The 21,752-nt window shown below is 63.0% G+C and carries 16 protein-coding genes and 1 pseudogene; 7 read left to right on the top strand and 10 right to left on the bottom strand.

Features of this window, described 5'->3' with window-relative positions:
* Window positions 1-192: 192 nt before the first annotated feature.
* The 7 genes and pseudogenes from LE416_RS12510 to dnaA all read right to left on the bottom strand — a co-directional run bounded on the left by LE416_RS12510 (window position 193) and on the right by dnaA (window position 11,773).
* A complete protein-coding gene (locus LE416_RS12510; RefSeq protein WP_225049313.1) occupies window positions 193-897 on the bottom strand; it encodes an MgtC/SapB family protein in 705 nt (234 codons plus the stop codon).
* Between the two features lie 159 nt (window positions 898-1,056).
* Window positions 1,057-3,774: a DNA gyrase subunit A gene (gene gyrA, locus LE416_RS12505; protein ID WP_225049312.1), complete on the bottom strand. Its 2,718-nt coding sequence runs from the start codon at window positions 3,772-3,774 to the stop codon at window positions 1,057-1,059.
* Window positions 3,775-4,485: 711 nt separating this feature from the next.
* The gene (gene gyrB, locus LE416_RS12500) at window positions 4,486-6,468 is read right to left on the bottom strand and encodes a DNA topoisomerase (ATP-hydrolyzing) subunit B (protein WP_274705070.1); all 1,983 of its coding nucleotides are present in this window, start codon (window positions 6,466-6,468) and stop codon (window positions 4,486-4,488) included.
* A gap of 400 nt (window positions 6,469-6,868) precedes the next feature.
* Window positions 6,869-7,972 (bottom strand): annotated as a pseudogene (gene recF, locus LE416_RS12495) (DNA replication/repair protein RecF); the annotation flags it as partial.
* Window positions 7,969-8,187, bottom strand: coding sequence for a S4 domain-containing protein YaaA (gene yaaA, locus LE416_RS12490; protein WP_225049311.1), 219 nt, complete (start codon window positions 8,185-8,187; stop codon window positions 7,969-7,971). The gene yaaA and the pseudogene recF, both read right to left, overlap by 4 nt.
* A 907-nt stretch (window positions 8,188-9,094) precedes the next feature.
* Window positions 9,095-10,234: a DNA polymerase III subunit beta gene (dnaN, locus tag LE416_RS12485; protein WP_225049310.1), complete on the bottom strand. Its 1,140-nt coding sequence runs from the start codon at window positions 10,232-10,234 to the stop codon at window positions 9,095-9,097.
* Window positions 10,235-10,438: 204 nt separating this feature from the next.
* Window positions 10,439-11,773 carry a chromosomal replication initiator protein DnaA gene (dnaA, locus tag LE416_RS12480; RefSeq protein WP_225049309.1) on the bottom strand — a complete coding sequence of 445 codons (1,335 nt, stop codon included), beginning with the start codon at window positions 11,771-11,773 and terminating at the stop codon, window positions 10,439-10,441.
* Between the two features lie 567 nt (window positions 11,774-12,340).
* Here dnaA and rpmH point away from each other — a divergent pair.
* From rpmH to mnmG, 7 genes are all read left to right on the top strand, one after another.
* Window positions 12,341-12,481, top strand: a complete 141-nt coding sequence (gene rpmH / locus LE416_RS12475) for a 50S ribosomal protein L34 (RefSeq protein WP_003568442.1) — start codon at window positions 12,341-12,343, stop codon at window positions 12,479-12,481.
* Window positions 12,482-13,217: 736 nt separating this feature from the next.
* The gene (gene rnpA / locus LE416_RS12470) at window positions 13,218-13,574 is read left to right on the top strand and encodes a ribonuclease P protein component (protein WP_225049308.1); all 357 of its coding nucleotides are present in this window, start codon (window positions 13,218-13,220) and stop codon (window positions 13,572-13,574) included.
* Between the two features lie 84 nt (window positions 13,575-13,658).
* Complete coding sequence (locus tag LE416_RS12465; protein WP_225049307.1) at window positions 13,659-14,489, top strand: membrane protein insertase YidC; 831 nt, start codon at window positions 13,659-13,661, stop codon at window positions 14,487-14,489.
* A gap of 29 nt (window positions 14,490-14,518) precedes the next feature.
* Complete coding sequence (gene jag / locus LE416_RS12460; RefSeq protein ID WP_225049306.1) at window positions 14,519-15,286, top strand: RNA-binding cell elongation regulator Jag/EloR; 768 nt, start codon at window positions 14,519-14,521, stop codon at window positions 15,284-15,286.
* A gap of 427 nt (window positions 15,287-15,713) precedes the next feature.
* Window positions 15,714-15,875, top strand: a complete 162-nt coding sequence (locus tag LE416_RS12455) for an LPXTG cell wall anchor domain-containing protein (protein ID WP_225049305.1) — start codon at window positions 15,714-15,716, stop codon at window positions 15,873-15,875.
* A gap of 872 nt (window positions 15,876-16,747) precedes the next feature.
* Window positions 16,748-18,220: a tRNA uridine-5-carboxymethylaminomethyl(34) synthesis GTPase MnmE gene (gene mnmE / locus LE416_RS12450; protein WP_225049304.1), complete on the top strand. Its 1,473-nt coding sequence runs from the start codon at window positions 16,748-16,750 to the stop codon at window positions 18,218-18,220.
* 441 nt (window positions 18,221-18,661) lie between these two features.
* Window positions 18,662-20,563, top strand: coding sequence for a tRNA uridine-5-carboxymethylaminomethyl(34) synthesis enzyme MnmG (mnmG, locus tag LE416_RS12445; RefSeq protein WP_225049303.1), 1,902 nt, complete (start codon window positions 18,662-18,664; stop codon window positions 20,561-20,563).
* A gap of 89 nt (window positions 20,564-20,652) precedes the next feature.
* Here the strand turns inward: mnmG and LE416_RS12440 are convergent, their stop codons facing one another.
* The 3 genes from LE416_RS12440 to LE416_RS12430 all read right to left on the bottom strand — a co-directional run bounded on the left by LE416_RS12440 (window position 20,653) and on the right by LE416_RS12430 (window position 21,562).
* Entirely contained in the window at window positions 20,653-21,018 is a 366-nt protein-coding gene (locus tag LE416_RS12440) for a hypothetical protein (protein ID WP_225049302.1), read from the bottom strand.
* Between the two features lie 91 nt (window positions 21,019-21,109).
* Window positions 21,110-21,283, bottom strand: a complete 174-nt coding sequence (locus LE416_RS12435) for a hypothetical protein (protein ID WP_225049301.1) — start codon at window positions 21,281-21,283, stop codon at window positions 21,110-21,112.
* An 18-nt stretch (window positions 21,284-21,301) separates the two neighbouring features.
* Window positions 21,302-21,562 (bottom strand): hypothetical protein, encoded by a 261-nt coding sequence (locus tag LE416_RS12430; RefSeq protein ID WP_225049300.1) that lies wholly within the window; start codon window positions 21,560-21,562, stop codon window positions 21,302-21,304.
* Window positions 21,563-21,752 lie beyond the last annotated feature (190 nt).

The following is a 21,752-nucleotide window of genomic DNA, read 5'->3' as shown; positions in this document are numbered from 1 at the left end:
TTAAAGGACTTCTGCTTCAATTATTCACGACCCACCTGACAATTCGCAAACGATTCGTCGTCTTAACTCGCCGACGCACCTTTCACAATAATCTCGCCTTTTTTAATTCCAATACAAAATTACGCAATTCAGTCCGATTCTGGTCCACATCGTCACATCGCGGCGTCATTTCACACTTTCCGTATCAGACCATCACAGGCTGACGGTCTGAATACGCATGATGTTCTTGTTCAGCGAGATGTCCTCGATGATGTCCGCGTAGTTCATGTTGCGTGGAATCTCGATCTCGTAGATGTTGGTGTAGATCTGCGCATCGTCGGTCTGCGTCACCCGGAAGTTGACGTCGGACACTGAAATGCCGTGGGCCTCGAAGTAGTTCTGGATGAACTCCTTGGTCTCCAGCTTGTGGCGGTACTGGATCTCGATTTTCTTCATCGTGTTGACGTGGACGATTTTCTTCATGAACATCAGCACCGAGATGACGACAATTGCGCTGGCGATGGCGATCTCGTAGTTGCCCATGCCGATGGCCAGGCCCAGGCCGGCGACGGCCCAGAGGCTCGCGGCGGTGGTCAGGCCGCGCACGGTGCGGTGCTGGACGATGATGGTGCCGGCGCCCAGGAAGCCGATGCCGGACACGACCTGCGCGATCAGCCGCGCGTCGTCGGCCCGCAGCACGCCGGACAGGCTCGGGTGGGCCAGCGCGGTGTTCAGCGCGTTGAAGCCGATCTCCTTTTGGACCAGCGCGATGATGCAGGCGCCGACGCAGACCAGCACGTGGGTCCGAAGCCCCGCCGGCCGGTTCTTGTGCTCGCGGTCCCAGCCGATGACGCCGGCCACCACGACGGCCAGCAGCAGCCGGCCGATGATCTCAAGTAAACTCAGTTCGTAATGCATAGATCTCCTCCTCACAAGCGTGTGTGCAGCCGTGCACACACGCCAGAAACGGGTTGCGCCCGTACGTCCTCTGTTCGTTCCTGATTCCGATAAAAAGGGGTCAAGTTCGCCCGTGGCGAACCCGACCCCCAAAGTTGCGCCCCAAAGCTGGGGGCCTAATTATTCTGCGTCGTCCGAATCGTCGTCGCTGTCGGTGTCGTCGTCTTCGGCGGCCCGGTTCAGCAGCTCGCGCAGCTGCGCGTCGACGTCCCCGGCCGGGGTGTCGCCGGCTGCCGGCGTGGCGGCCGGATCACCGGCGTCGCGCGCGGTTGCGGTGCCGTCGGTGGTCACGCTGCCGTCGGCCGGTGCGCTGTCGGCGCTTGCCGTGCCGTCCGCATTCGCGCTGCCGTCCCCGGCTGCCGCGTCGTCGCCTGCCGCCGCGGCGGTTGGCTCCGGCTCGTCCGGTTCCGGCTCGACCTTGGCCATCGTCGCGACCTTGGCGCCGTCGTCCACGCGGATCAGGCGCACGCCAAGCGTGGCGCGGCCGGTCTGGCTGACGGTGGCGATGTTGAAGCGGATCATCACGCCGGAGTCGGTCATCACCATGATGTCGGTGTCACCGTCGATTGCGGCGACGCCGGCCAGCGGCCCGTTTTTCTCCGTGATGTTGGCGGTCTTGATGCCCTTGCCGCCGCGGCCCTTGATCGGGTACTCGGAGGCCGGGGTGCGCTTGCCGTAGCCCTGCTCGGAGATGACGAAGACCTCCGCGTCGGGCTTCAGGACGTCGGAGCCGACCACGTAGTCGCCCTCGCGCAGGCGCACGCCGCGCACGCCGGTTGCGGCGCGGCCCATGCTGCGGATGGCTTGCTCCTTGAAGGTGACGGAGTAGCCGAGGTGGGTGCCGATGAACAGCGTGTCGTCGCCACTGGTGGCGATGACGCGGCTGAGCTCGTCGTCTTCCTTCATGTTCAGCGCGATCAGGCCGTTCTTGCGAATGTTGTAAAAATCGCTGACCGGGGTGCGCTTGACCACGCCGTTTTTGGTGACGAAGAACAGGAACTTCTCGTCCGTCGCGCCGCCCGGGGTGACGTTGATGATGGTCTGGATCTTCTCGTTGTTGGCGATGCCCAGCAGGTTGATGATCGGGATGCCCTTGGCCGTGCGGCTGTACTCGGGAATCTCGTAACCCTTGCTGCGGTAGACCTTGCCCGCGTTGGTGAAGAACAGCAGGACGTCGTGGGTCGAGGTGGACACGATGTGCTCGACGAAGTCATCGTCGTGCACGCCCATCCCCTGCAGCCCGCGGCCGCCGCGGTTTTGGGTCTTGAACTCGCTGGCCGGCAGGCGCTTGACGTAGCCGTTGTGCGTCAGCGTCACGACCACGTTCTCCTCCTCAATCAGGTCCTCGTCCTCGATGTTCAGGTCCTCGCCGACCAGAAGCTCGGTGCGGCGCTTGTCGCCAAACTTGCGCTGGATTTCCAGCAGCTCGTCGTAGATGATCTGGTGCACGCGCTCCGGCTTGGCCAAAATGTCCTTGTAATCGGCGATGGCGGCCTGCACGTCCGCGAACTCGTTTTCAACCTTCTCGCGCTCCAGGCCGGTCATGCGGACCAGGCGCATGTCGAGAATCGCCTGGCTTTGCTTGTCGGACAGCTGGTACTTGTCCATCAGGATGACCTTGGCCTTGTCGCCGGTTTCGCTGGAGCGGATGATGCTGATGATCGCGTCGATGTGGTCCAGCGCAATCTTCAAGCCCTCCAGGATGTGGGCGCGCGCCTCGGCCTTTTTGAGGTCGAACTGGGTGCGCCGGCGGATGACCTGCTCCTGGTGGGCCAGGTAGTAGGTCAGGATTTCCTTGAGGCTCAGGGTCTTCGGCGCGCCGTTGACGATGGCGACCATGTTGAAGGAAAAACCGGTCTGAAGGGGCGTCAGCTTGAACAGGTTGTTCAAAACGACGGTGGCGGAGATGTCGCGGCGCACGTCGATTGTGATGCGCATCCCTTCACGATCCGACTCATCGTTCAGGTCGGTGATGCCCTCGATCTTCTTTTCGCGCGCCAGCTCGGCGATGCGCTCGACCAGCTTGGCCTTGTTGACCATGTACGGGATCTCGGTGACGATGATGCGCTCGCGGCCGTTCTTTTCGGTCTGGATCTCGGTCTTGGCGCGAACGGTGATCACGCCCTTGCCGGTTTCGTAGGCGCGGCGGATGCCGGACTTGCCCAGCACCAGGCCGCCGGTCGGAAAGTCCGGCCCCGGCAGCGCGGTCATCAGGTCGAGCGTCGTCGCGTCCGGGTTGTCCATCAGGATGTGCAACGCGGAGATGACCTCGGCCATGTTGTGCGGCGGGATGTTGGTGGTCATCCCCACCGCGATCCCGGTCGCGCCGTTGACCAGCAGGTTAGGAAAACGGGCGGGGAGCACAACGGGTTCTTTTTCCGTGCCGTCGTAGTTGTCCTGGTAGTCGATGGTGTCCTTGTTGATGTCGCGCAGCATCTCCATGGTGATGCGGCTCATGCGCGCCTCGGTGTAACGCATCGCGGCGGCGCCATCGCCGTCGACGGAGCCGAAGTTACCGTGCCCGTCGACCAGCATGTAGCGGTAGGAGAAGTCCTGCGCCATGCGCACCATGCCCTCGTAGATCGAGGAGTCGCCGTGGGGGTGGTACTTACCCATGACGTCCCCGACGATGCGGGCGGACTTCTTGTACGGCTTGTCCGGGGTGACCCCCAGCTCGTTCATGCCGTACAGGATCCGGCGCTGAACGGGCTTGAGGCCGTCTCTGACATCCGGCAGCGCCCGGGCCACGATGACACTCATCGCGTACTCGAGGAACGAGGTTTTCATCGTTTTGGCCAGATTGACAGTGGTAATCCGGCTTTCTTGGCGATCGTCCAAAAGAATTATGTCTCCCTTCAGTGACCAGCGCCTTCGCGCTGTTTTCGGTATCGTGCTTGGCAGTTTCAGTGCCAGTGGCTTTTTAGGTTTAGTGGTTGAGGCCGCGGGCTCCGGGGCCCAGGCAGGGCGACCTGCGCGGCCGGTCTCCGCCCGTTGGGCTCCGACCTAGATTTGGAGCCGGCGCCGCGTTGCGGCTACCCCGTCTCCAAATCTGCCGGGATTGGCCACGCGCAAGCCGCGCCAAGTACGCGCGTCTTGCGGGCGGCCAATCCAATCGCTGGCCGCCCCGCCTGGGCCCCTACGCCCGCTACATCACGGTTGAAAGGCTACCGACGTGATGGGCAACACAGGCAAGCGCTGCGAGACTGATTACGAGAACCGGCCTCATGATGACGCTGCATGCCCACACGGTCGTCGGCAGAAACCCGACTCACAAAGGCTTCCGCAACGCTTCAGACCTCAACAGGCCAGCGCCACAGCCAGCGCGATGCTGCCGGTGGAGGGCGCCGGACGGGTCAGCCCGTGAAACGAAGATGTTCGTGATGACCGCGGTTTTGGTGGGCATCACCAACATCTTCGCGGCAGATTTGGAGACGGGCAGCCGCAACGCGGCTCCGGCTCCAAATCTAGGTCCGAGACCTTGGCTCGGACCGGCCGCACAGGCCGACCCGTCCGGCGCCCGGAACCTCCACCGCAGCCGTAGCCCGGCTTTTACGCGTCGATGTTCTTCGCGTCCACGTAGACGGCGTTGTCTTCGATGAATTGGCGGCGAGGGCCGACCGCGTCGCCCATCAGCATCTCGAAGATGCTGTCGGCGTTTTCCGCGTCCTCGGGTGAGACCCGCAGCAGGCGGCGCTTGTCCGGATCCATGGTCGTCTCCCACAGCTGGGAGGCGTCCATTTCCCCGAGCCCCTTGTACCGCTGGATCTCGGGCTTCGGGCTCGGCGGCAGCTGGCCGATCACTTCGGCCAGCTCCTCGTCGGAGTCGATGTAGCGCAGCATTTTGCCCTGGCGAATCCGGTACAGCGGCGGCTGCGCGATGTAGACGTAGCCGGCGTCCAAAAGTGGGCGCATGTAGCGGTAGATCAGAGTCAAAAGCAGCGTGCGGATGTGGGCGCCGTCGACGTCGGCATCGGTCATGATGATCAGCTTGTGGTAGCGCGCCTTGGCGACGTCGAATTCGTCGCCAAAACCGGTGCCCATCGCGGTGAACAGCGTGCGGATTTCCTCGTTGGCCAAAATGCGCTCCATCGAGGCCTTCTCGACGTTCAGGATTTTGCCGCGGATCGGCAGGATGGCCTGGGTCAGGCGACTGCGGCCGGACTTGGCGGAGCCGCCGGCGGAGTCCCCCTCGACGATGAACAGCTCGGAGATCTCGGGGTCCTTGCTGGAGTTATCGGCCAGCTTGCCCGGGAGGTTGGAGATCTCCAGGCCGGACTTCTTGCGGGTGGCCTCGCGCGCACGCCGGGCGGCGGCGCGGGCCTTGCTGGCCATCATCGCCTTGTCGACGATCTGCTTGGCCTCGGTCGGGTGCTCCATCAGGTACTTGTTGAAGTGCTCGGAAAAGGCGCGGTCGGTGACGGCGCGCGCGTCGGCGTTGCCCAGCTTGGTCTTGGTCTGGCCCTCGAACTGCGGGTCCGGGTGCTTGACCGACACGACGGCGGTCATGCCCTCGCGCACGTCCTCACCGGACAGCGAGTCGTCGTTCTCCTTCAGGGCGCCGGACTTGCGCGCGTAGTCGTTGATGATGCGCGTCAGGGCCGTTTTGAACCCGGTCTCGTGGGTCCCGCCCTCGTAGGTGTGGATGTTGTTGGCGAAGGTCATCAAAGTGGAGTTGTAGCCGTTGACCGAGTACTGCAGCGCGACCTCGACGGTGATGCCGTTGGCCTGGCCCTCGACGTAGATCGGCTCCTCGAGCAGGTTGTCCTTGCTCTTGTCGAGGAACGCGACGTACTCCTTGATGCCGCCTTCGTAGTGGAAAATTTTCTTCTCGGCGGTGTCCGCGCGCTTGTCCGTGAAGGTCAGGCGCAGGCCCTTGTTCAAGAACGCGAGCTCGCGGATGCGCTGCGTCAGGATTTTGTCGTCGTACACCGTGGTCTCGGTGAAAATGTCGGGATCAGGCGTGAAGTGAACCTTGGTGCCGTGGGCGTGCTCGGGCGCCGACCCGATCACCTTCATCGGCGTCTTAACCTTGCCGCGGCTGAAGTCCATGTAGTAGTACTTGCCGCCGTGGCTGACGGTGACGTCGAGGCTCGTGGACAGCGCGTTGACGACGCTGGCGCCGACCCCGTGCAGCCCGCCGGACACCTTGTACCCGCCACCGCCGAACTTACCGCCGGCGTGCAGGATGGTGAAAACGGTCTCGAGCGCCGGGCGGCCGGTCTGCTTCTGGATGTCGACCGGAATCCCGCGCCCGTTGTCGAACACGGTGATGGAGTTGTCGGGCTCGACGGAGATGTTGATCTCGTCGGCGAAACCGGCAAGTGCCTCGTCGATCCCGTTGTCGATGATTTCCCAAACCAGGTGGTGGAGCCCCTGAACCGAGGTAGACCCGATGTACATCCCGGGCCGCTTGCGCACGGCCTCGAGCCCCTCGAGCACCTGAATCTGGCTGGCGTCGTACTCGGCGGCCAGCTTCTCTTTCTTCTCCTCCGCGGCGGCTGCGTCAACCGCTGCGTCGGCTTGCGGCGTCAGATCTTCTGGCGCGGTGGTCTGCAAGTATTTGTCTTCTTGATCGGACACGTAAAATCCTCCTTACGAGCGTGAAACGGCGCGGGTTTAGCGGGTCGGCTAGCGTAGCGCCGGTGCTTGAAGCGGTTTGTGCTTCGAGTGCCGGTGCAAGCTAGACGCGCCCGCGGTGCGCCGTGGAACGCGTTTATGTCAGAGCGTGGAACCGAGCGCTAAAAGGCTCGGCGATATAATTTCAGCAATGCGATAAATTATTTTATTATGTTTCGTCTGTTTGCTGCGTATCGGTCGGTGCCGGTTTATCCGGCTCATCCGGGCCAGGGTCCGGCGCGGTCTCATCCCCGCCGGCATCAGGGTCAGCTTCGGAGTCGGCCTCGGCCCCAGCTTCATCCCCGCTCACCGCCGTCAGCTCACCGCCCGCCACGCGGAAGACCGCGGGCGCGTCGATGATTTCCCGGGCAATCCCGTCCAGGCTGGTGGTGGTGAGGAAGGTCTGCACCTTGTTTTGAATCGCCTTCAGCAGGTGGGTCTGGCGGTCGTCGTCGAGCTCCGACAGCACATCGTCGAGCAGAAGCACCGGGTACTCGCCGGTGTTGGCCTTCATCAGGTCGATCTCGGCGAGCTTGACGGCCAGCGCCGTGGTGCGCTGCTGGCCCTGGCTGCCGAAGCTTGCGACGTCCTTGCCGTTGACCACAAAGGCCACGTCGTCTCGGTGCGGCCCGACCAGCGTGGTGCCCTGCTCGATCTCGCGGTCGCGGTGGGCGGCGAACAGCTCGCTCAGCGCCTGGTAGGCGGCCTCGGTGCTCGCGCGTTGGTCCGCCGGCACCTGGGTCTGGTAGGCGAAGGTCAAGGTCTCCTGGCCCTTGGTGATACCCTGGTGGATCACCGCGGCGAAGTCCGCCATCTGGGCCAAAAGCCGGGCGCGGGCGACCACGATCTCGGCGCCGAACGCCGCGAGCTGGTCGGACAAAACGTCCAGGAACACGCGGTCCTTGGCTTGGTGGAACTTCAGCTGCTTGAGGTACGCGTTGCGCTGCCGCAGCATCGTCCGGTACTGGGTCAGGTTGTACAGGTACTTGGCGCTCATCTGGCCGAACTCCATGTCGATGAAGCGCCGCCGAGTCGCCGGGCTGCCCTTGACGATGGCGAGGTCCTCCGGCGCGAACAGCACGACGTTGAACTTGCCGAGGTACTGCGACAGCTTGGGCTGCTCGATGCGGTTGACCCGCGCCTTTTTGCCCGCCTTGGAAATCACCAGCTCGAGGCCGACGTCGCCGGTGGCCCGGCTGACGGTGCCCTCGATCCTGGCGAACTCGGCGCCGAAGCGGATCAGCTCGCGGTCGTTGCTGGTGCGGTGGCTGCGCGCTAACGCCAGCACGTAGATGGCCTCCAGCAAGTTCGTTTTGCCCTGCGCGTTGGCCCCGATCAAAACGTTGATCTGCGGGGAAAACGCGACGTCAAGCGCCGGGTAGTTGCGGTAGCTGCGCAGCTTGAGCCGCTCGAGCCTCACCCAGCCGCCGTCACGGTGAACGCCGCGCCGTCCGGCAGGGTCACCACGTCGCCGGGCTCAAGCTTGCGGCCGCGCCGGTCGTCCGGCGCGCCGTTGACCAGCACCCGGTTCTCCTTCAAAAACCACTTGGCCGCCCCACCGGAATCGATCACGCCGGCGTCTTTCAGTAACTGCCCCAGCGTGATGGTTTCGGTTGTGATCGAAACTTCGTTCATCGTTGCCACTCCTTTGGCGCTAAATGTTAAACACAGCGTTTACCTATATATTATACATTTTTTTGCGTGTCCCGACAACGCAATTCGGGCGTCAAACGCGTTCTAAGCGATTTTTCGCCGCGGGTAGCCCCCGACCCCAGAAGCGGCCAAAATTCCCTAAAACGCAAATCCACGCCGAAATTCGGCAGGCGGCCAAAAATTCCGCCCGGCAGCCGGCGTGAAAATCGCCTTGCAAAGCCCCCGGCGGTTCAGCGGGCCAACCACTCGCCGCGCGCACGCAAAAGGCGGGCCGGTCACCATGCGACCAGTCCGCCTGAATTTCAAAATTTGTCTTGGCTCCGCCCTAGGGTCGTCGAGCTCCGCAAGGCAACGGCCGCTCGTCCTTACGCTAGCCGGCGGCCTAAGTACGCCTCGCTCCGCTCTGGGTTCCTAGCTTCTTGCCCACCGGATCAGCCACCGCACCAGCGCGATCAGCGCCGCGGCAACGAGAAGCCAGATGACGACGGTGAAGACCGCGTCACCCCAGTTGAGTGCTGAAAGATTAATCATGTTTGTGTCCTCCTCGCGTATCATCGAGCTCCGCCGAGCAACGCCGGTTCGTCTAGCTAAGGCCGGCACTCGGGCCAAGGTGCGGCCCAAGCACCAGCCTTTCGCTAGCCGACCGGCTAAATGCGCTCGGCTCCGCCCTGGTTTCGTCGGGCTCCGCAAGGCAACGGCCGCTCGTCTAGCTAAGGGGGAACACCGGGCCAAGGTGCGGCCCGATGCTCCCCCTTACGCTAGCCGGCGACCTAAGTGCGCCTTGCTCCGCCCTGGTTTCATCGCCAGTCTACACCCAATTTTCGGGGGGGGGCAAGCGTGACCCCAAACAATAAAAAACACGCCAACGCGGCGTGCTTTTTATCGTCAATTAGTAGGTTCGCACCGGCGTGATCAGCTGGATGAAGTGGTCGTGGTCCTCGCTCGGCACCAGGGTGAACGGGCGCAGCGGCGCGGTGAAGTTCACCGCAATCACAGTCTGGCCGAGGCCCTGCAAGGCGTCTTTCATGTAGTCCGGGTTGAAGGAGATCTCCAGGTCGTCGCCGGTCAGGCTCTCGAAGCTCAGGTCTTCCTCGACGTTGCCAACCTCCGGGGAGTTGCCGTAGATCGTGGCCTTTTGGCTGGCCACCTCGAGGTTCAGGCGCACGACGTTATTGGCGCTTTCGTGCGACAGCAGGCTGGCACGCTGGATCGACGCGAGCAGGGTGTTGGCGGTGAACTCGACGGTCGTGGTCGAGCTGGTCGGAATCAGGCGGCTGGTGTCCGGGTAGTTGCCCTCCAGCAGTCGGGAGTAAAACGCGGTTGCGCCGGCCAGGAAAAGCACCTGGTTGTCGGCGAAGCGGATCTCGACTTGCTTGATGTCGTCGGTCAGCGTCCGGGACAGCTCGACCAGGCTCTTGCCGGGCACGATGACGTCGAAGTTGGCGTCCTGGGCGTCCGGCAGCGCGATCGTGCGCTGGGCCAGGCGGTGCGAGTCGGTGGCGACGGCGACCAGCTCACCGTTTTCAATCTGGATGTGCACCCCGGTTAGGATCGGACGGCTCTCCTGGTTGGACACGGCGATGACGGTCTGGCCGATCAGCTCCTTCAAGACGGCGGCGTCCAGCACCAGCGGCGAGTCGGTGACGATCTCCGGCAGGTGCGGGTAGTTGTTGGCGTCCAGGCCGTTGATGGTGAACTCGGACGAGCCGGAGGTGATCACGGTCTGGAAGTTGTCCTGGACCTCGAGCGTCATGGTTTGCTCAGGGAGTCGCTTCACAATGTCGGTGAAGAAGCGGGCGGGTAAAACGATGCTGCCGGTGGATTCGATCTGCAGGTCGTTGGTCTCGGCCGTGGCGTCGATGCGCGACTCAATGGAAATGTCCGCGTCGCTGCCGGTCAAAACCAGCGCCTCATCGGACAGCACCAGCTTCAGGCCGGTCAGGATGGGAATCGTGGTCTTGCTGGTAATCGCGCGTGACACATCGTTGAGCGTCTTGATGAAGGTTGAGCGAGTAATCGTGAATTTCATAGCGTGCCTCCTGGTGGTTGTATATAGAGATTAGGTCTTTAAGTAATAGTAGTAGGGCCTGTGGCTTCTGTGGATAACTCACAAAACGGCGCGGGCTTGCACTTATCCCCCTGTGGATAACGGGAACGGATAAGTCGGCCGGAAGTTTTGAGTTGTCCACATCCCGGTTTTTTGCGCGGTTGCGCCCGGGCGCGAGGCTTTGGGTCAGCCGCGGTTTTTGAGCCGGTTTTTCAGCTCGATCACCTGGGACTTGAGCTCGGGGTCGGCCGACAGCTCGGCGGTGATCTTCTCGTGGGCGTGGATCACGGTGGTGTGGTCCTTGCCGCCGAACTCGGAGCCGATCTTGGGCAGGGAGTTCTCCGTCATCTCGCGGGCCAGGTACATGGCGATCTGGCGCGGCATGACGATCTGCTTCACGCGCTTTTTCCCCTTCAGGTCCGAAATCGTGATGTGGTAGTACTTGGCGACCACGTCCTGGATGTGGTTGATCGACAGCGCGGCGTCCTTGTCGTCGATCTTCAGGCTCTTCAGGGCGTCGGCGGCAAGCGAGGTGGTGATGTCCGCGCGGTTCATCGCGGCGAACGCCTGCACGCGCACCAAGGCACCCTCGAGCTCGCGGACGTTAGAGTCGATCTGCCCGGCGATGTAAGACAGCGTGTCGTCCGGGATCACCAGCTGCTCGGCGTTGGCCTTGTTGCGCAGGATCGCGATGCGGGTCTCGAGGTCCGGCGGCGTCACGTCGACGGACAGGCCCCACTTGAAGCGCGACACCAGGCGCTCCTCGAGCTTCGGAATCTCGTTGGGCAGGCGGTCGGAGGTCAGCACAATCTGCTTTTTGTCCTCGTACAGCGCGTTGAAGGTGTGGAAGAACTCCTCTTGCGTCTGCTCCTTGTTGCCGAGGAACTGGATGTCGTCGACCAAAAGCAGGTCGACGTTGCGGTACTCCTGGCGGAACTGCTCGGTGCCGTTGGTCCGAAGCGCGTTGATGAAGTCGTTGGTGAACGCCTCGGACGTGACGTACTTCACGTTGGCCTCGGGGTGGTAGGCCAGAAGCTGGTGGCCGATCGCCTGCATCAGGTGGGTCTTGCCCAGCCCCACGCCGCCGTACAAAAACAGCGGGTTGTAAAGCTTGCCGGGCTCCTCGGACACCACCAGCGCCGCGGCGTGGGCCATCTGGTTGCCCTTGCCGGTGACGAAGGTTTCGAACGTGTACTTACTATTGAGGTGCGTCGGCGTCTTGAACGTCGGCACCGGCTTGGCCGCGGGTGTCGGCGTCGGGGCCGGCGCCGCGTCGCCGATCAGCTGGATCAGCGGCTGGATCTCGAGGTTCTTGAACGCGTAGCTCCACTCCACGACCTTGGTGGCGAGGTTCGCCTCCCAGTAGGATTTGTGGTACGCCGTCGGCACGCCGATGACCAGCGTGTGGCCGGTCAGGCTGATCGGCTTGGCGGTGTCGACCCAGGTGTCGAAGCTGACCTGCACCAGGTCGGCGCGGAATTTGTCTACGAGGTATGCCCATAGCTCGTCTAGTGATGGCACCCTGAAGCCCCCTTCTTGTCAATATTCGTCGGCTGCATAAAAATTCACGCCAAAAAACGGCGCCCGGGCGGCCGACAATCGCAAGGTTAAGTTTAGCATTTTACCAGAAAGTTTTCCACAAGTAAGCGGCATATCCACAGCCGGGGAAAAGCGACCGGAAGATTGTCGACAACCCTGCGAATAAGTTATCCACAGGCCCGTTAACAACGGGGGCGACCACTCGCTCAACTGGGGTTATCCACAGGCCATCTGTGAAACTGCGCCGCGGCGTGATGCATGTTTCACACGTTGTTCACAACCTAAAACACACCTGTGGATAATCACAATCACCCCCTGTGAACTTCCGGACGACCCGGGAAAAGCCTGTGGATTGTCGTCGGCGGCCGCGGCCGACGAGCACAGATTATCCACAACTTTTCCGCTGCTTTCACAAAATTTGTGGATAAAGTCGCCCCGGTTTTTTCGCCGTTCCGGCTTGACGCGGCGGGGGTCGGCCCGTATAATGGGAAGATGTTTGAATGACAATACGTTACTGAAAATAGTAATCGATAAACAGGAGGTGTCCTTATGACCACCAAGCGTACTTTCCAACCTAAGAAGCGTCACCGTGAACGCGTTCACGGCTTCATGAAGCGGATGAGCACCAAGAACGGCCGTAAAGTTTTGGCTCGTCGTCGCGCTAAGGGACGTAAAGTTTTATCCGCCTAACAACCCACTGACCGCGGTCAGTGGGTTTTTTTTGCAGAGGGCGGAGCAAGCCGATTTTAGCGGGACAAGCAGTGTAGGTTAGGAACCCGGGCCGTGCACTTGGGCCCGGGTTCCTAACCGTAGCTGATTGCTCCCGCGTTGGCTTGCGGAGCCCATTTAGATCAGCATGAAGTCCGGACTCCGGCCCGGCCACACCACTGCTTCCAACTCCGGGCCGAGGCGGCGGAACGCGTGGGGCTCTCGCAAGCCCAAAGACCGGTCTTGCGACCCGCCCTTGCTGTAAGCCGGCAAAGTACACCGACCGCGCCCCGAGAAAGCGCGGCTGCAATTTCACGCTGGCTCGCCTCGGCCCTCCGCCTCCAGCAGTGGTGCGGCCGGACCTCCGCCCTGCAAAGTGTTCAGAGGTGATGCGATGCTGGCATAGTCTAACCCGGTAGCTATCTGGGATTAGATTGGGAAAGACGTCGCTGGATTACGCTTGCTTGCCACAGTCAGCGAAGCCATTCGGTCCAGCGGTGTGCGCGTGGGGTTCGTTCGACGGGGCGGCTGTAGCCACATACTTGGGAGCCGGGGACGGTCGGATTAAGCCACGTCGGTGAAGCGACCCGCCGCCATTTGCGCGCATTTTTGCACAAACAGGCGTGATGGGCTGCACATACATAGGAAATTGCCGGTTTACAGGTGCGCCGACTGGTGGCGTCTTGTATAATAGAGAGCAGATTGTGAGGGAGCGTTCTTGCGTAAATCGTACCGAATCAAAAAAGAAGATGAATTCCAGCGCGTGTTCGACCAGGGCGCGTCGGTGGCCAACCGCAACTTTGTGGTGTACCACCTGCACGCGGACCAGCCGCACTTTCGCGTCGGGATTTCCGTGGGCAAAAAGGTCCACCTGCGCGCCGTGGTGCGCAACCGCGTGAAGCGCTACATCCGTCAGTCGCTGCTCGAGCTGCGCGACGACATCGACCCGCAGACGGATTTTCTGATCATCGCGCGCAAGTCGGCCAAGACGCTGGACATGGCGGGGACCAAGAAGAACCTCGTGCACGCCTTGAGCCTTGCGGGTATCCTGAACGATCACATCGACATCATCTAGGCCTGGGCGCGAGCGCCACTGCGGCGCTTGCCCCCGGCTTTTGTATACGACGACGCACCGCGTCGAACGAAAGAGGGAGAATTCGTGAAGAAACGCAATACCAAGCGGCTACTGGTCGTCCTTGGGATGCTGGCGCTGACCGTGTTCCTGACGGCCTGCGGCACCAGCACCGTCACCGTGCACAGCACCAACGTCTGGGACCGCTACGTCATCTACAACGCCGCGCAGTTCATCCTGTGGCTGGCCAAGATCTCCGGCGGTAACGCCGGGGTCGGGATTATCATTTTCACCATCATCATCCGCATCCTGATCTTCCCGCTGAGCTACATTTCAATCAAAAACATGTCCAAGCAGCAGGAAATCGCGCCGCAGATGAAGGCCCTGCAGCAGAAGTACCGCAGCAAGGACACCGACACCCAGCGCAAGCTGCAGCAGGAGACGCAAAAGCTGTACGCGGCCGAGGGCATCAACCCGGTGATGGGCTGCCTGCCGATCGCGATCCAGATGCCGTTCCTGTTCGCCCTGTACCAGGCGATCTACCGGACGCCGGCGCTGAAGATCGGCCACTTCCTGTGGACCAACCTGGGCCAGCCGGACCCGACCTGGATCCTGCCGATCCTGGCCGCGATCTTCACGCTGCTGACGAGTCTGACCTCCACGCTGGCGCAGCCGACGCGGACCACCGTGCAGTGGGTCATGGTCGGTGTTTCACCAATCATGATTCTTGCGATGGGCTTCACGTTCCCGTCCGCGCTTGCGATTTACTGGGTGGTCACCAACGCCTTTTCACTGGGGCAGACCCTGCTGTTGCAAAACCCGTTCAAGATGAAGAAGGCGCGTGACGAAAAGGCCCAGGCCGAGCGCGACCGCAAGAAGGCGCTGCGCCGCGCCTACAAGCGGGCGCTCAAGAAGTAAGCACCCGTTCCAGTAAGGAGGAGTCACCCATGCCTACTTTTCAAGGGGCAACGATCCAAAAGGCGATCGACGCCGGCCTCGTGACGCTCGGCGTCGCCCGGGAGCAGGTGGCCGTCGAGGTGGTCCAGGAGGGCAAGCACGGCTTGTTCGGCCTGGGCAAGCAGCAGGCCATCGTCAACCTGAGCGTGCTGGACGCCGACACCACGACGCCCGCCGCGGGCGCACCGGGCGCTCAGCCTTCACCGGCCCCCGTGGCCGCGCCGACCAGTAGCGTGCCCAAGCCGGTTCAAAAGGCGCTGGAGCACCTGCCGCACCCGGCCGGCCCGCGCCGCGACGACCAAACCGCCGTCGCCCTGGTCCAAAGCTACCTCGAGGACATCACCCGCGAGCTGGGGCTTGCGGCCACCATCACCAGCGAGCGCCGCGGCGACCAGGTCTGGTTTGACCTGAACACCGAGCGCGAGGCGCTGTTGATCGGCAAGCACGGCAAGATTATCAACGCCATCCAGTACCTGGCCCAGACCGAGTTCAACCACTACGGCAAGTCCAAGTGGACCGTGATGCTGAACGTCGGCGACTACCGCGAGCGTCGCGACGCCGCGGTGCGTCGCCTGGCGGAAAAAAGCGCGCGCGAGGTGATCGCCCGCGGCGCCAGCGTCTACCTCGACCCGATGCCGTCCTTTGAGCGCAAGGCGATTCACGCCACGCTGGCGGACAGCCCGTACGTCGACACCCACTCGGAGGGCACCGACCCGCGCCGCTACATCGTCATCACGCCCAAGGGCCGCGGCTTGTAACGCGCGCCACATCACAATGCACTGACGCCACCCCGGCAGGTCTTATACCTGCCGGGGTGTTTTTGCGTCCGGTGACGCGGCGTCGGGGATGCTTCGCCGGTGTGAACAGACCGTCATAGCGGGTTGTGGTGGTTTCCGCGTCTGGGCGTCGTGGCCCGTGCGGGTTCTGGCAGTCACGCGCACCGGCGCTGGCACTTGGCGTGGGGCCGACTGCCAACCATTTTACCCGGTAAGGGTTATTTCTGGCGGGCCGGCGGGTCAAGTTGCTACACTTAACTTAAAGGCGGCCATCGTGGCCGCGAGCGTTGTAACTGCGCGACAACGTGCCGACGTGATTGCCAGCCGCACCGAACGCCGAGGGATTCCTCCCGCCCGGCCGCGACGATTGTCCCCGACCCGATTCGCGCTCCCATGAGGAGGACTCTTTATGTACGGAAACACTTCTAAGCCAAGCCTCGCCGGCGCCGCGGTGCTGCCGGCGACCGGCGGGATCATCTCGCCGTGGATTGCCGTGGCCGGCTACGTTGTTCTGGCCGTGACCCTCGTCTCCTTCTACTGCCTGTGGCGCGCCACCAAGAAGATCAAGTAAGCCCGCGCGGCCCCTCCATGCGAGGGGCCACGTTGTTTTTTTATTTTGGGGAAAATCGCGTTGTGACGGCGTTTGGAAAACTTTTTTCGCCGCACGACGCTTAATATTTGACGGGAAAAGTTACCGGCGTTATGATGCCTTCAGATGATTATCTTAGGATGGGACGGCAGCTCAAAGCCACGGCTGTTGCAGTAGTCACCACCCGGGGAACGGTCAACGGGTCGCCCCGTTAGTACCCCACCCTTACCAAGCCGGACGTGTATCGCCACCCGGCTTTCAAGTGAAATCGCTTTAGTGTAACTCCCGGTATTAGTTGAGGGAGACACCAGGGACAAAGACTGCCACCCCATGGCCGTGCCACCGACTCGCCAACCCGCACCGCGGGGCAGCCGCGACGAGCCGGAGACCGTGGGCTTGTTCCACCGTGTCATCGCAAGACCTAGCGCGATGGCTCACCTCAGGATTCACCATCACAGCAGCAAAGGGCCAAGGCCACCGCGAAGCACAAGCGCGGTGGCTTCGGCGCGGCCGTCACCAGGGGCGTGGTGGCGGCCGTTTTTGTGCGGTGCCGGTTTGCTCGGCCGAGGGCGCATGGTATCATCAAGACACGGAGCCAGCGGACCGTTGATGACGGTTGGCTTCACAGTTGAATCATTAGATTGCTAGACTAATCTGCCGAAAAGTCTACTAGGGGTCTTTTTTGTTACTGTGCTGCGTCGGTCATCGCCGGCATGGACGACCGAGGTTTTGACAAATGCCGGCCGGTTTTGTACAATACAGTCACAATATTGCGATGAAGTAGTCAAAGTGCTTTGTCCGCCGCGGCCCCAGGGGCAGTGGCGGATACTGCACTTTTTTATTTGGAGGCAGCGATGGCACAGACGGTAACGGAGTACGACACGATTGCGGCAATCTCGACGCCGCCCGGCGAAGGGGCGATCTCGATCGTGCGCCTGAGCGGGGAGCACGCGCTCGCGATTGCACAAGCCGTGTACAAGGGGAAAAATCTCACGAAGGTGGCGAGCCACACCATCAACTACGGCCACATCCTCGACCCGGACACCGGCACGGTGGTCGACGAGGTGATGGTCAGCGTCTTGCGGGCGCCGAAGACCTACACGCGCGAGGACATGGTCGAGATCAACACGCACGGCGGCATCGTGGCGACCAACCGCGTGCTGCAGCTCCTGCTGGGCGCCGGCGCCCGGCTGGCCGAGCCCGGTGAGTTCACCAAGCGCGCCTTTTTGAACGGACGCATCGACCTGACGCAGGCCGAGTCCGTGATGGACCTGATCCGCGCCAAAACCGACCGCTCGCTGCAGGTCGCGGTGGACCAGCTCGACGGCAACCTGCACCACCTGATCACCAACCTGCGCCAGGACATCCTGGAGGTGCTGGCGCAGGTCGAGGTCAACATCGACTACCCTGAGTACGACACCGATGAGATGACCACCAAGCTGCTGCAGGAGAAGGCCGAGCAGGTGCTGACCCGCGTGGACGGCCTGCTTCAGACCGCCAGCCAGGGCAAGGTGCTGCGCGACGGCCTGGCCACCGCCATCGTCGGCCGGCCCAACGTCGGCAAGTCCAGCTTGCTCAATTATATGCTTCACGAGGCCAAGGCCATCGTGACCGACGTGCCGGGCACCACCCGCGACGTGCTCGAGGAGTACGTCAACGTGCGCGGCGTGCCGCTGCGCCTGCTGGACACGGCGGGCATCCGCGACACCGACGACAAGGTCGAAAAAATCGGCGTGGAACGCTCGCGCAAGGCGCTCGCGCAGGCGGACCTGGTGATGCTGGTGCTGGACGCCAGCCAGCCGCTGACCGCGGAGGACCGCGATCTGATCGCGGCGACCGCCGCCAAGCCGCGCATCGTGATCCTGAACAAGCAGGATCTGCCGGTGCGGCTGGACCTGAGCGCGACGGCCACCGCAGCAGAAGCTTCGGCTGCCGAAGCCTCGGGTGCGACCGGTGCCGCGGCGGCGGCCACAGCGGCCGCTGCGCCGAGCGCGAGCCTGATTCCCGAAGGCCAGATCGTGCGCACCGCCATCACCACCGGGGCAGGGATGCCGGCCCTGGACACCAAGATTGCCAACCTGTTCAACGCGGGCATCGAGAACTCGCAAACCACGGTGATGGTCACCAACGCGCGCCAGATCGGGCTGCTGCGGCAGGCCAAAGCCAGCCTGCAGAGCGTTTTGGACGGCATCGCGGCGGGGATGCCGATCGACCTCGTGCAGATCGACATGACCGCGGCGTGGGACAAGCTCGGCGAAATTACGGGCGACGCCGCGCCGGACGAGCTGATCACGCAGCTGTTCAGCCAGTTCTGCTTAGGTAAGTAGAGGGCGGAGAAGCGCGGTTAGCGGGACGGCTAGCCTAGCCGAGACGCTTGGGCCCGCACTTAGGCCCGAGTGCCTCGGCGTAGCTAGACGCGCCCGCGATGCGCTTCGTAGCCCGTTTGGATAGAGGGCGGAGCGCGGCGCACTTAGCCGGGCGGCTAGCGTAAGGCAGGGCATTGGGCGGCACTTGGGCCCAAGGACCGGCCTTAGCTAGACGAACCGGCGTTGCCGCGAGTAGCCCGTTTGGATAGGGGGCGGAGAAGCGCGGTTAGCGGGACGGCTAGCCTAGCCGAGACGATTGGGCCCGCACCTAGGCCCGAGTGCCTCGGCGTAGCTAGACGTGCCCGCGATGCGCTTCGCAGCCCGTTTTAGTAGCGGAGCGCAGCGCGCCGCATCCCGTTTACCAATCGAATCATTTCCCGGGAAATACCGGAAGGAGAAGTTATGCCAGAAGTGAAAGAGTACGAGGCGGCGACCTACGATGTCGTCGTTGTCGGGGCCGGCCACGCCGGCTGCGAGGCGGCGCTGGCCGCGGCCCGGATGGGGCAAAAGACGCTGCTGATCACCATCAGCCTAGAGATGCTCGCGTTCATGCCGTGCAACCCCAGCGTCGGCGGTCCCGCCAAGGGCATCGTCGTGCGCGAGATCGACGCGCTGGGCGGCGAGATGGGCAAGAACATCGACAAGACCTACATCCAGATGCGGATGCTGAACACCGGCAAGGGGCCGGCGGTGCGCGCCCTGCGCGCCCAGGCCGACAAGGCGGCGTACCACCGCAGCATGAAGGCAACCATCGAGCGTCAGGCCAACCTCGACCTGCGCCAGGGCCTCGTCGAGCGCCTGCTGGTCGAAGACGGCGCCTGCGTCGGCGTCGTCGCCGCCACGGGCGCGCGCTACCGGGCCAAGAGCGTGGTGCTGACGGCCGGCACGTCCAGCCGCGGCAAAATCATCATCGGCGAGCTGATGTACTCCAGCGGCCCGAACAACAGCCTGCCGAGCATCAAGTTGTCCGAGAGCCTGGAACAAAACGGCTTCAAGCTGCGCCGCTTCAAGACCGGCACGCCGCCGCGCGTTTTGGGCAGCTCGATTGACTTCACCAAAACCGAGGAGCAGCCCGGCGACACCACGCCGAACCATTTTTCCTTCACGACGCCGGATTCGCTGTACCTCAAGGACCAGCTGTCCTGCTGGATGACCTACACCAACGCGCAGACGCACGCCATCATCCGCGAGAACCTCGGCCGCGCGCCGATGTTCTCCGGCGTGATCAAGGGCGTCGGGCCGCGCTACTGCCCGTCGATTGAGGACAAGGTCGTGCGCTTCGCCGACAAGCCGCGCCACCAGCTGTTCCTGGAGCCCGAGGGCAAAGACACCGACGAGTACTACGTCGGCGACTTCTCCACCTCGATGCCCGAGGAGATCCAGCTCAAAATGCTCCACAGCGTCGCCGGCCTCGAGCAGGCCGAGCTGATGCGGCCGGGTTACGCCATCGAGTACGACATCATCGAGCCGTGGCAGCTGACCGCGACGCTCGAGACCAAGGTCGTGGCCAACCTCTTCACCGCCGGCCAGATGAACGGCACCAGCGGCTACGAGGAGGCGGCCGGCCAGGGCCTGATCGCCGGCATCAACGCCGCGCTGCGCGCAAAGGGCCAGCCCGGCTTCACGCTGCAGCGCTCGGATGCCTACATCGGCGTGATGATTGACGACCTGGTGACCAAGGGCACCAACGAGCCGTACCGGCTGCTGACCAGCCGCGCCGAGTACCGCCTGATCCTGCGCCACGACAACGCGGACCTGCGGCTGACGGCCAAGGGCCACGACCTGGGGCTGATCGATGCGGACCGCTTCGCCGCCTTCACCGCCAAGAAGCAGGCCATTGAAGAAGAGGTAAAACGCTTACAAACCACTCGTCTGCGCCCCAAGGAGGCCAACCCGTGGCTTGAGGCCCGGGGACTGGCCCCGCTCAAGGACGGGGTGCTGGCCGCCGACTTCCTGCGCCGCCCCGAGGTCAGCTATGCGGACCTCGTCCAGCTGGCCCCGGCGCCGGCCCCGGTCGGCCGCTACGTCGCCGAGGAGGCCACGGTGCAGATCAAGTACGCCGGCTACATCCAAAAGGAGGAGGCCGCCATCGCGCGCCTTCACCGCCTGGAGGCCAAGAAGATCCCGGCCGGCCTCGATTACCAGGCGATCAACGGCCTGGCCACCGAGGCGCGCCAGAAGCTGACCAAGATTCAGCCGGCGACCATCGCCCAGGCCAGCCGCATCTCCGGCGTCAACCCGGCCGACGTCGCCATCCTGTCCGTCTACATCGAGCAGGGGCGCATCGCCAAGGTGCAGGGCTAACCGCCTGCGCGACCGCGAAGCACGCAAGCACAGCAAAATAGCGTCACCGGGCACGATTGGCGGTCCGGTGACGCTATTTTTGTGTTCGGTCAGTCCTCGTGCCGCACCGCACATGCGGTCGTGACGAACAGCACAGACGCGGCGAGGGCCAGCCAGTAGATGGCGTGGGCGACGGTGAACAGCGCCCAGCACACGCCGGTGGCCAGCATGGTCAAGGCGGCCAGCGCGGCGGCCCACAGCGGGCGCGGCGGGCGGCTGACGGCGCTGGCCTCGAGGATCAGAAGCACGATCATCGCGATGCCGGCGACGGTGATCACGCGCCAGGTCGCGCTGAGGTCGCCGAAGTGCCGCGTGGTCAGCGGCATGACCACGTTGAGGGCCATCCAGACGGCGGCGAGCACCGCCAGCACCGCGGTGGCGAATTTCAGAAGCGGGGTGATGTAGCGCCTAAGCATAGTGGCCCTCCCAAGTCAGTTTGCCTCCAGTATAGGAAAAAAGCCGCGGCATTGGCCGCGGCTTTTGGCAATCGTAGGAGATTTTTAACCACTAGGGATGCGTCAGCAGGCTCACCGCCAGGCCGACCAAAACGAGGGCCAGGGCGGCCTTGGCGCCCGTGTTGACGCGGCTGAGCCGGTGTTGGCGCCACTCCACCACAATCAGTGCCACGGTGGCGAGCAGCGCGGCAATCACCATAATCATCAGTTTGGCAACGACAGACATGGGCCCCATCCTTTCTGGTCAGACTTCGAGGTCGAAGTACGGGTTGATGCGTTTTTGCAGGTCGTGAATCTTCACGAGGTCGATGGTCGGGATCAGCCGGTAGATGAAGCCGGCGAAGGTGTCGCGGTGGAACTTGTAGTCCATGCGCGCCATGCGATGCCGCCGGTCCTCCTTGGTGATCTCCCAGACTTCGAGGTTGTACGCCGCGTCGGGAATAAGTGAGATGAATTTCGTGTCGTCCAGCCAGACGACAGGGGTAGCAGTCGTAAGTTCTTGCATCGCAGGTCCTCCAATAATAACGTCGGATCCGTGCGGCCGCACCCAGGTCCGTGTGTGACATTAATTATAGCAGACTTGCGGGCGAAAAACCGGCCGCGGACTTTGTGAAACTCGGTTCACAAAGTCCCGGACAACGCGGGAGTAAGCCTTGCGGTGTCAAGCCCCAACTTGCAAAATCCTTGCTGGGGGC

Origin of the sequence: Lacticaseibacillus kribbianus (assembly GCF_020180945.1) — a bacterium.
GTDB classification, from domain to species: domain Bacteria; phylum Bacillota; class Bacilli; order Lactobacillales; family Lactobacillaceae; genus Lacticaseibacillus; species Lacticaseibacillus kribbianus.
The sequence above is the reverse complement of the archived record's forward strand: the minus strand, read 5'-3'. Positions and strand labels throughout refer to the sequence as shown.

What these genes read in the sequence shown, in the direction of transcription:
- mnmG (WP_225049303.1), top strand. Translation starts at nt 18,662, where the DNA reads ATGCCAGAAGTGAAAGAGTACGAGGCGGCGACCTACGATGTCGTCGTT.
- LE416_RS12430 (WP_225049300.1), bottom strand. Translation starts at nt 21,562, where the DNA reads ATGCAAGAACTTACGACTGCTACCCCTGTCGTCTGGCTGGACGACACG.
- yaaA (WP_225049311.1), bottom strand. Translation starts at nt 8,187, where the DNA reads ATGAACGAAGTTTCGATCACAACCGAAACCATCACGCTGGGGCAGTTA.
- LE416_RS12435 (WP_225049301.1), bottom strand. Translation starts at nt 21,283, where the DNA reads ATGTCTGTCGTTGCCAAACTGATGATTATGGTGATTGCCGCGCTGCTC.
- dnaN (WP_225049310.1), bottom strand. Translation starts at nt 10,234, where the DNA reads ATGAAATTCACGATTACTCGCTCAACCTTCATCAAGACGCTCAACGAT.
- LE416_RS12510 (WP_225049313.1), bottom strand. Translation starts at nt 897, where the DNA reads ATGCATTACGAACTGAGTTTACTTGAGATCATCGGCCGGCTGCTGCTG.
- LE416_RS12440 (WP_225049302.1), bottom strand. Translation starts at nt 21,018, where the DNA reads ATGCTTAGGCGCTACATCACCCCGCTTCTGAAATTCGCCACCGCGGTG.
- rpmH (WP_003568442.1), top strand. Translation starts at nt 12,341, where the DNA reads ATGACCACCAAGCGTACTTTCCAACCTAAGAAGCGTCACCGTGAACGC.
- LE416_RS12455 (WP_225049305.1), top strand. Translation starts at nt 15,714, where the DNA reads ATGTACGGAAACACTTCTAAGCCAAGCCTCGCCGGCGCCGCGGTGCTG.
- jag (WP_225049306.1), top strand. Translation starts at nt 14,519, where the DNA reads ATGCCTACTTTTCAAGGGGCAACGATCCAAAAGGCGATCGACGCCGGC.
- mnmE (WP_225049304.1), top strand. Translation starts at nt 16,748, where the DNA reads ATGGCACAGACGGTAACGGAGTACGACACGATTGCGGCAATCTCGACG.